We start from the raw sequence: 8092 nt of genomic DNA on the forward strand, positions 1-8092 counted from the left end.
CGCGAAGAAAGAATGGATTGCTTCGTCGCAAGCGCTCCTCGCAATGACGTTGAGAGAGTCTTGCTGCATCGCGGTCACCGCGCCATACTCATCTCAAACTATGAGAATGAGGGAATGAAATGCCACGCATATTGATGACCGGCGCCGCAGGGGGAATCGGCACGAGCCTCCGCAAGCTGCTGCCGCCGGTCTATCCGGACCTGCTGCTGAGCGATTTGAAGACGCCGGACGATCTCGGCGCGAACGAGAAATTCAAGGCCGCCGACCTTGCCGACCTCGCGCAGGTCGAGGCGATTTGCGAAGGCGTCGACGGCATCCTGCATTTCGGTGGCTATTCGGTCGAAGGCACCTGGGACCAGATTCACCAGTCCAACATCATAGGCTGCTACAACCTGTTCGAGGCGGCGCGCAGGAAGGGCGTCAAGCGCGTGGTATTCGCGTCGTCGAACCACGCGGTCGGCTTCTATCCCCGCCATCACCGCATCGGCACCGACGTGACGCCGCGGCCCGACAGCCGCTACGGCGTCAGCAAGGTGTTTGGCGAGGCGGTCGGCGCGCTCTACGCCGACAAGCACGGGCTCGGGGTGACATGCCTGCGGATCGGCAATTTCGGCGAGGTGCCGCTCGATCACCGCCGGCTGTCGATCTGGCTGAAGCCGGAAGACCTGGTGCAGCTGTGCCGGATCGGGCTCGATCATCCCGACATCCATTTTGAAGTTTTATACGGCGCGTCCTACAACGAGCGTAGCTGGTGGGACAACCACCGCGCCTACGACCTCGGCTATCGCCCGACCGGCCGCGGCGAGGATCATCGCGAACACGCGATGGCCGAACAGGCCAAGCTCAAGCCTGATCCCGTCGGCGATTTCTACCAGGGCGGGGCGTTCTGCGGCATGGAGTTCGATGGCGACATGAGCAGGATTATCGATTGGAAATGACGGCCGCTAGTTCGCGCTCTTCTCCCCGGCGATCCGCCCGAGATAATCCGACTTGCTGAACTGCATGTGGTCGACGCAGAGCTGCGCGAAGGCCCAGTTGTCGCGGCCACGCAGCAGTTCGATCATGAATTCGTGCTGGCGGCGCGACAGGGCCAGGCCCTCTGCATCGGCGAGATTTTTCGCCCGCATCGGCAGGGTCAGGTTCATGTAATCCTGCAGCGAGCGCACCAGATAGGGATTGCCGCAGGCGGAGAACAGCGCGACGTGAAAAGCGTCGTTGGCCTCATGGATGCCGCGCAGGTCCTGCGCGTCGGCCTTGGCGCAATATTCCTGCTGCAGCTCGGTGAGCTGCTCGATCAGGCTTGCGGGGGCGGGCAGGGCGATCATCAGCGCCGCCTGCCGCGTCAGCATTTCCCGCACCTCGTAGATCTGCCGGACTTCCTCGCTGGAATAGCACCGAACGGTGGCGCCGATGTTCTTTTCGCGCAGCACAATGCCTTGCCGCTCCAGCTGGAACAGGCCCTGCCGAACAAAATGCCGGCTGGCGCGGTAGCGCGCCATCAGCGTGTCCTCGACCAGCCGCGAGCCCGGCGCGAAGCGGCCGAAGATGATGTCTTCCTCCAGCCGGCGGATCACATCCGCCTGTTCTTCCTCGCGTGTCGGCGCGGCGGTGCCGGGTGATGATGCCTGCAAGGTCATGGCTTCGTCTCCCAGCCGGACAAGCGGTAGCAATCCTCAACCAGACGCAAGGTCTCGATATTGTCTTCAGGCGCGGTCTCGAACGGGGTGTTGTCGCGCAACGACTGGACGAAGTGCGCGATGGTCCGGTTGTAGGAGCCCTGGTACTCTGCGGCGAGATCGTAGTGCTTCTCCGCCGGGGAAGCGCCCGCGCAGGTCAGCAGCGGCCCATCGAGCCTGATCGAGCCGGCATCGCCGAGAATGTCGAGTCGGTCGACTTGGACAGCCGGAAACCCGTGCGCCGCAAAACTGGCGAACACGGTGACGGCGCCGCCAGCGGCGGCCTTGAGCTGGATCACCGCGCCGTCCTCGCCCGCCATTTCGGAAAAGCTGCGGCTGAGTTCGGCGGCCGTCACCCGCAGCGGTCCGAGCAGCATGCGCAGCGTATCGAGATGATGGATCAGCACTTCGGCCACCAGCATGCGTCGTTCCCGGCGCATGAAAGGCTGCCGCTCCAGCGCCGGCCGCAATCCGTCGGGACCCGGCAGCACCCCCGATGTCAGCAGCGTCAGCTGCGCCTGTTTGACCTTGCCGATGCGGCCCTCGCGTAGCCACGCCGCGGCGTCGCGGTAGTAGCCGCGAAAACGCCAGTTCTCATGCACCATCAGGCGCGTCTGGTTCTTCACTTCCGCGGCGAGTTCGATGGCTTCAAACAGGTTGGGCGCCAGCGGCTTCTGGCACAGCACCGGCAGGCCTCGCTTCGCGGCGTGCCGTACCAGTGGCGCATGCATCTGGCGTGGCGCCGCGATATCGATGGCGTCGAGTTCGGTCTCAGCCAGCATCGCTTCGGCATCGTCGTAGAACTTCGAAATTCCGAATTCGGCCATGCGCCGCGCGGCATTGTCGTGGGCTGGATCGGCGACCGCCGCCACGTGAGCCTGACCGGCAAGCTCGGCCCAGGCCAGCAGATGGTGACGGCTCACCATGCCGGCGCCGATCAGGCCAATGCGCAGCGGCTTGTTCATGTGCGTGCCCTTCGGCTCATGCCGGGAAATCAGCACGCAGCCATTTCATTGTCAATAATATTGATATTTTCCCCATCGATCCGGGCTGATCCGCGACACAATATCAAAGATTGACAATAATTCTGCGGACTTCATAAGTGGGGGAAACAGGGCGACAAGGAATAGTCACGATGGCGGACGGGCTTCGCAAGGGTTTGACCAGTTACGGCGATGCCGGCTTTTCGCTGTTCCTGCGCAAGGCCTTCATCAAGGCGATGGGCTATTCCGATGACGCGCTGAACCGTCCCATCGTCGGCATCACCAACACCCACAGCGACTACAATCCCTGCCACGGCAACGTGCCGCAGATCATCGAAGCGGTGAAGCGCGGCGTGATGCTGGCGGGCGCGATGCCGATGGTGTTTCCGACCATCTCGATCGCCGAGAGCTTTGCGCATCCGACCTCGATGTATCTGCGCAATCTGATGGCGATGGATACCGAGGAGATGATCCGCGCCCAGCCGATGGATTCCGTGGTCGTGATCGGCGGCTGCGACAAGACCTTGCCGGCGCAGATCATGGCCGCGCTCAGCGCCGACCTTCCGACCGTCGTCATTCCGGTCGGGCCGATGGTGGTCGGGCATCACAAGGGCGAGGTGCTGGGCGCCTGCACCGATTGCCGGCGGCTGTGGGGAAAATACCGTGCCGGCGAAATCGACGATGTCGAGATCGAGGCCGTCAACGGCCGGCTTGCGCCGTCGGTCGGCACCTGCATGGTGATGGGCACCGCCTCCACCATGGCCTGCATCACCGAAGCGCTGGGCCTGTCGCTGCCGATGAGCGCGACGATCCCGGCGCCGCATGCCGAACGTTTCCGTTCCGCCGAGGCCAGCGGCAAGGTGGCCGCCGAGATGGCGAAGGCCAAGGGGCCGAAGCCGAGCGAGTTCCTGACCAAGGCCTCATTCCGCAACGCGCAGGTGGTGCTGCAGGCGATCGGCGGATCGACCAACGGTCTCATTCATCTCACCGCGATCGCCAACCGCACCGAGCATCGCATCGATCTCGAAGGCTTTGACGAACTCGGCCGCGAGGTGCCGGTGCTGATCGACCTGAAGCCGTCGGGCGATCATTACATGGAGCATTTCCATCATGCCGGCGGCCTGCCGAAGCTGATGGCGCAGCTAGGCGACCTGATCGACCTCGATGCCAAAACCATCACCGGTGCGACCTTGCGCGATGTCGTCGCCGCCGCCGAGGAAGTGCCGGGACAGGATGTGATCCGGGCACGACAGAGCCCGATCAAGCCGGAGGGCGCGATGGCGGTGCTGCATGGCAATCTGGCGCCGCGTGGCGCCGTCATAAAACATTCGGCGGCAAGTCCGAAACTGCTCCAGCACACCGGCCGCGCCGTGGTGTTCGAATCCGTCGAAGACATGACGCTGCGGGTCGATGATCCCGATCTCGACGTCAATGCCGACGACGTGCTGGTGCTGCGCAATGCCGGGCCGAAAGGCGCGCCGGGCATGCCGGAAGCGGGCTATCTGCCGATCCCGAAGAAACTGGCGCGCGGCGGCGTCAAGGACATGGTGCGGATCTCCGACGCGCGGATGAGCGGCACGGCGTTCGGCACCATCGTGCTGCACATCACGCCGGAATCCGCGGTTGGCGGCCCGCTGGCGCTGGTCAGGAACGGCGACATGATCCGGCTCGACGTTTCCAAACGCAGCATCGATCTGCTGGTCGATGCCGCCGAGCTGGCAAAGCGGCAGGCCGCGCTGGCGCCCGCAAGCACGCCGGATTGGGCCAGGCGCGGCTACGCGCATCTCTTCAACGAGACCATCCTGCAGGCCGACGAAGGCTGCGATTTCGATTTCATGCGCGGCCAGGGCAAGGGGTAGGCAATCTCCATCGTCGTCCCTGCGAACGCAGGGTCCCATAACCACAAGCGGTCGAGGTTGCGTCAGTTCGTCCGGCAGTTTCCGTGAATCGATAGATCACGCGGTATGGGTCCCTGCGTTCGCAGGGACGACGAGGGAAATTTTTATATTTCCTCGAGCGTCCACGCCTCGCCCGCCTGCGCGAACCTGAACGGCGTACCATGGCGGTTGTTGAACCATTTCTTGCATAATGCTTCCGACATCGACTGCATTATGGCGTCGTGGCAGACGAACAGCATGGCGGCCTGTGGATAGCGGTCGAGCCATTGGCCGACACAACGCAGCGAGCGCCTGGAGACTGATGGCCACGGCTCGCCGTCCTCGGGAAGGATGGTGGCAAGCGCTTCCACCGCGGTGATGCCGTGTTCGTCCATCACCTCGGATATCGGGCGTCCTTCGAAGCTGCCGAAATCGCATTCGATCAGATCGGCATCGATAGCGACCGGCTTGCCTGACCCGGCAGCGATGATTTCGGCTGTCTTCACCGCACGGATCAGCGGGCTGCTGACCACGTAATCGAACCTGATATCGCGCAGCCGGCGGGCGGCCGCCTGGGCCTGCGTGATCCCCTCGTCATTCAAGGGAATATCGGTCAGACCCTGGAACCGGCCCTGCCGGTTCCAGTCGGTGACGCCGTGACGGACGCAGAGAAACGAGCGCGACGGCGCCGCGGACGGTCTCACGCTTTCGTCTTGCTCGTGAATTTCTTCACGGCCACGCGAAAATCATCGGTGTGCATGGCGTCGATGATCTTGGTTTCCTCGGCATCGAGCTGCGCTTTGGTCGGGGTGACCGCGGCCTGGTAGACCAGCGACTTGGTGCCGGCGATGGCGGCCGGCGGATTCTGCGCCAGCCGCTCGGCGAATTTTCGCGTTTCCGCTTTCAGCTCGGCCCCCGGCACGACCTTGGCGACCAGACCCCAATCATATGCCTGCTGTGCGGAGAAGCTGTCTTCGCTGAGAAATATCTGCAACGCGCGTCGGACGCCAACCGTCCCCACCATGCCCACCGTGCTGCCGCCATCCGGCGAGACGCCGATCTTGGCATAGGCCGGCGTGAAGCGGGCGGTATCGGCTGCGATACAGAGGTCGGCGACGAAGGCGAGGCCCATGCCGGCGCCGGCGGCGGAACCGTGGACACTCGACAGTACGATTCTCGGCATCCGCCTGACGGTCTCGATGAAGGCGTGATAATGCTTGAGCAGTTCGCCAACCACGGGCGCGATGGTGTCCGCCTCGGCGGCGGCTCCGATGGTCTGCAGGTCGCCGCCGGCGCTGAAGGCGCGGCCTTCGCCCTCGATCACCAGCACCCTTATGTCGACATTGGCCTCGACCTCGGCGCCGAGTTGTTCGAGCTTTTTCGCGATCGAAAGGTCGATCGAGTTGAAGGCGCCGGGCCGGTTGAGCGTGATGGTGGCGATCGGGCCGTCGATCCTGAGCAGCGCCGGATCGTCTGATAGGGACGTGGTAGCCGGATCTGGTGTCGGCATTGCAGGGGACCTCGGGGTTTGGGACGCGGCATTTAAATCGCAGAAGGGGACAGGTGACAATCCCGGTGAAGTCTGCGAGGCTTGGGCAACGAGCCTTGGCGCCAACCCTCATGCACGATCCCATGGGGTCGAGCGATGCTCCCGTCCTGCAAGCTGCGGCCACGAGCGCCGCCACTCGGGATGATGTGGGCAAGCACCAAATCGGCTGATATTAAGGAGATGACATGGGTAATCCCTGTGCCCTTCCAGTTGGGCTGCCCCGATGACGCAGGGAACGGTCGTCATTGTCGGCGCCGGCCACGCCGGTTTTCAGGTAGCGGCGTCGTTGCGCCAGCACGGCTTTGCCGGGCGCATCTGCCTGCTCAACGATGAGGCCCATCTGCCGTATCAGCGGCCGCCGCTGTCGAAAGCCTATCTGAAGGGCGAGGGACGGCCGGACAGCCTGATGTTCCGGCCGGATAAATTCTACCGCGATCAGACCATCGAGCTGATCGCCGATCGCGCCGTCTCGATCGATCGCGGCGCGCGAAAGTTACAACTCGCATCGGGCGCCTCGCTGGATTACTGGCACCTGGTGCTGGCGACCGGCGCACGCAATCGCCTGCTCGATATTCCCAATGCCGGTCTCGAAGACGTGCGTTATCTGCGGACGCTCGATGAAAGCGAGGCGTTGCGCAAGCGGATCGCGTCGGGGAAGGGCGTCGTCGTGATCGGCGCCGGCTTCATCGGGCTGGAATTCGCCGCTACCGCGCGGGCCAAGGGCCTCGAGGTGGATGTGATCGAACTCGGCGCCCGCGTCATGGCGCGCGCGGTGACCGTGGAAATCTCGGAATATTTTCAAGCCAGGCACACCGCGGCGGGTATCCGCATCCATCTCGGTGTGCAGGCCACCGCCATCGAGGGCGACGGCGGCCGCGTCACCGGGGCCAGCCTCAGCGACGGCCGTCATATACCGGCAGACCTGGTCGTGGTCGGCGTCGGTGTCCTGCCCAATGTCGAGGTGGCGGGTGAGGCCGGCCTGAAGGTGGCGTCAGGCATCATCGTCGATGAACAATTGCTGACGTCGGATCCCGATATCTCGGCGATCGGCGACTGTGCGCTGTTCGCAAGCCCGCGCTTCGGCGCCGCGCTGCGGCTGGAGTCGGTGCAGAACGCCACCGATCAGGCGCGTTGCGTGGCGGCGCGGCTGACCGGCGATGCCAGGACCTATGACGGTCTGCCATGGTTCTGGAGCGACCAGGGCGATGACAAGCTGCAGATTGCCGGCCTGACCACCGGCTACGATCGCGTGGTGGTGCGCGGCGACCCGGCGCAGCGATCGTTCTCGGCCTTCTGCTATAAATCCGGGCAGCTGGTCGGCGTCGAGTCCGTCAACCGTGCGTCGGATCACGTGTTCGGACGCAAGATCCTGGCGCTGGGCCGTTCGATCGAGCCGGAACAGGCGGCGGATTTGAGTTTCGATCTGAAGGCGGCCCTTACTTAAGTTGGCTTTGTCGCCACTTGCATCCGCACTTCATATCGGCGACGTTGTCGCCCGAGGACCCGTCAACGAGGTCCCAGTAATAATTTGAAGGGGAGGGATTCATGTCCGTTTGGACGCGCCGTGCAGTTTTGTCGACGGCATTCATCATCGCAGCAGCCATTGCAGGACCGGCTTCGGCCCAGACCAAGCTTAAATGGGCGCATGTCTACGAGGTCGCCGAGCCCTATCATACCCAGGCGCTGTGGGCCGCCGAGGAAATCAAGAAGCGCACCTCCGGCCGCTATGAAATCGGAGTGTTTCCGGCGTCCCAGCTCGGCAACGAGAACCAGATCAATGAGGGCCTCGGCCTCGGCACCGTGGACATGATCTACACCGGCACGTCGTTTGCCGGCTCGATCCACAAGCCGCTGGCGATTTCCGGCGCGCCGTTCATGGTGCGCGATTTCAATCACTGGAAGTCCTACCGCGACAGCAAGCTGTTCCGCGACATCGCCAAGGGTTACGAGGACAAGACCAGGCACAAGATCGTCGCGCTGACCTATTACGGCGAGCGCATGGTCACC

At 63.7% G+C, this 8092-nt stretch carries 8 protein-coding genes; 4 read left to right on the forward strand and 4 right to left on the reverse strand.

The genetic code is table 11. The features are described from left to right. Positions 1 to 119: 119 nt before the first annotated feature. On the forward strand, positions 120 to 938 hold the full coding sequence (locus tag Q7T45_RS05775) for an NAD(P)-dependent oxidoreductase (protein ID WP_304868653.1): 819 nt from the start codon (positions 120 to 122) through the stop codon (positions 936 to 938). Positions 939 to 944: 6 nt separating this feature from the next. Here Q7T45_RS05775 and Q7T45_RS05780 read toward each other — a convergent pair whose 3' ends face one another. Together Q7T45_RS05780 and Q7T45_RS05785 are read right to left on the reverse strand one after the other, a co-directional pair. Next, positions 945 to 1637: a GntR family transcriptional regulator gene (locus Q7T45_RS05780; protein ID WP_304868655.1), complete on the reverse strand. Its 693-nt coding sequence runs from the start codon at positions 1635 to 1637 to the stop codon at positions 945 to 947. After that, the gene (locus tag Q7T45_RS05785; protein WP_304868657.1) at positions 1634 to 2677 is read right to left on the reverse strand and encodes a Gfo/Idh/MocA family protein; all 1044 of its coding nucleotides are present in this window, start codon (positions 2675 to 2677) and stop codon (positions 1634 to 1636) included. The genes Q7T45_RS05780 and Q7T45_RS05785 overlap by 4 nt, the downstream gene beginning before the upstream one ends. Positions 2678 to 2811: 134 nt before the next feature. Here Q7T45_RS05785 and Q7T45_RS05790 point away from each other — a divergent pair, with 134 nt between their 5' ends. Then, on the forward strand, positions 2812 to 4518 hold the full coding sequence (locus Q7T45_RS05790) for an IlvD/Edd family dehydratase (protein WP_304868659.1): 1707 nt from the start codon (positions 2812 to 2814) through the stop codon (positions 4516 to 4518). Between the two features lie 143 nt (positions 4519 to 4661). Here Q7T45_RS05790 and Q7T45_RS05795 read toward each other — a convergent pair whose 3' ends face one another. Both Q7T45_RS05795 and Q7T45_RS05800 read right to left on the reverse strand, forming a co-directional pair. Further along, on the reverse strand, positions 4662 to 5240 hold the full coding sequence (locus tag Q7T45_RS05795; protein WP_304868661.1) for a histidine phosphatase family protein: 579 nt from the start codon (positions 5238 to 5240) through the stop codon (positions 4662 to 4664). Then, positions 5237 to 6046, reverse strand: coding sequence for an enoyl-CoA hydratase/isomerase family protein (locus Q7T45_RS05800; protein ID WP_304868663.1), 810 nt, complete (start codon positions 6044 to 6046; stop codon positions 5237 to 5239). The genes Q7T45_RS05795 and Q7T45_RS05800 overlap by 4 nt, the downstream gene beginning before the upstream one ends. Before the next feature lie 262 nt (positions 6047 to 6308). On the opposite strand from Q7T45_RS05800, the gene Q7T45_RS05805 reads away from it, so the two are divergent. After that, on the forward strand, positions 6309 to 7529 hold the full coding sequence (locus Q7T45_RS05805) for an NAD(P)/FAD-dependent oxidoreductase (RefSeq protein ID WP_304868665.1): 1221 nt from the start codon (positions 6309 to 6311) through the stop codon (positions 7527 to 7529). A gap of 101 nt (positions 7530 to 7630) precedes the next feature. Beyond that, positions 7631 to 8092 (forward strand): TRAP transporter substrate-binding protein DctP (gene dctP / locus Q7T45_RS05810; RefSeq protein WP_304868667.1); only part of this gene is annotated, 462 nt, incomplete at its 3' end.

Source organism: Bradyrhizobium sp., from assembly GCF_030646015.1.
Classification (GTDB): domain Bacteria; phylum Pseudomonadota; class Alphaproteobacteria; order Rhizobiales; family Xanthobacteraceae; genus Bradyrhizobium.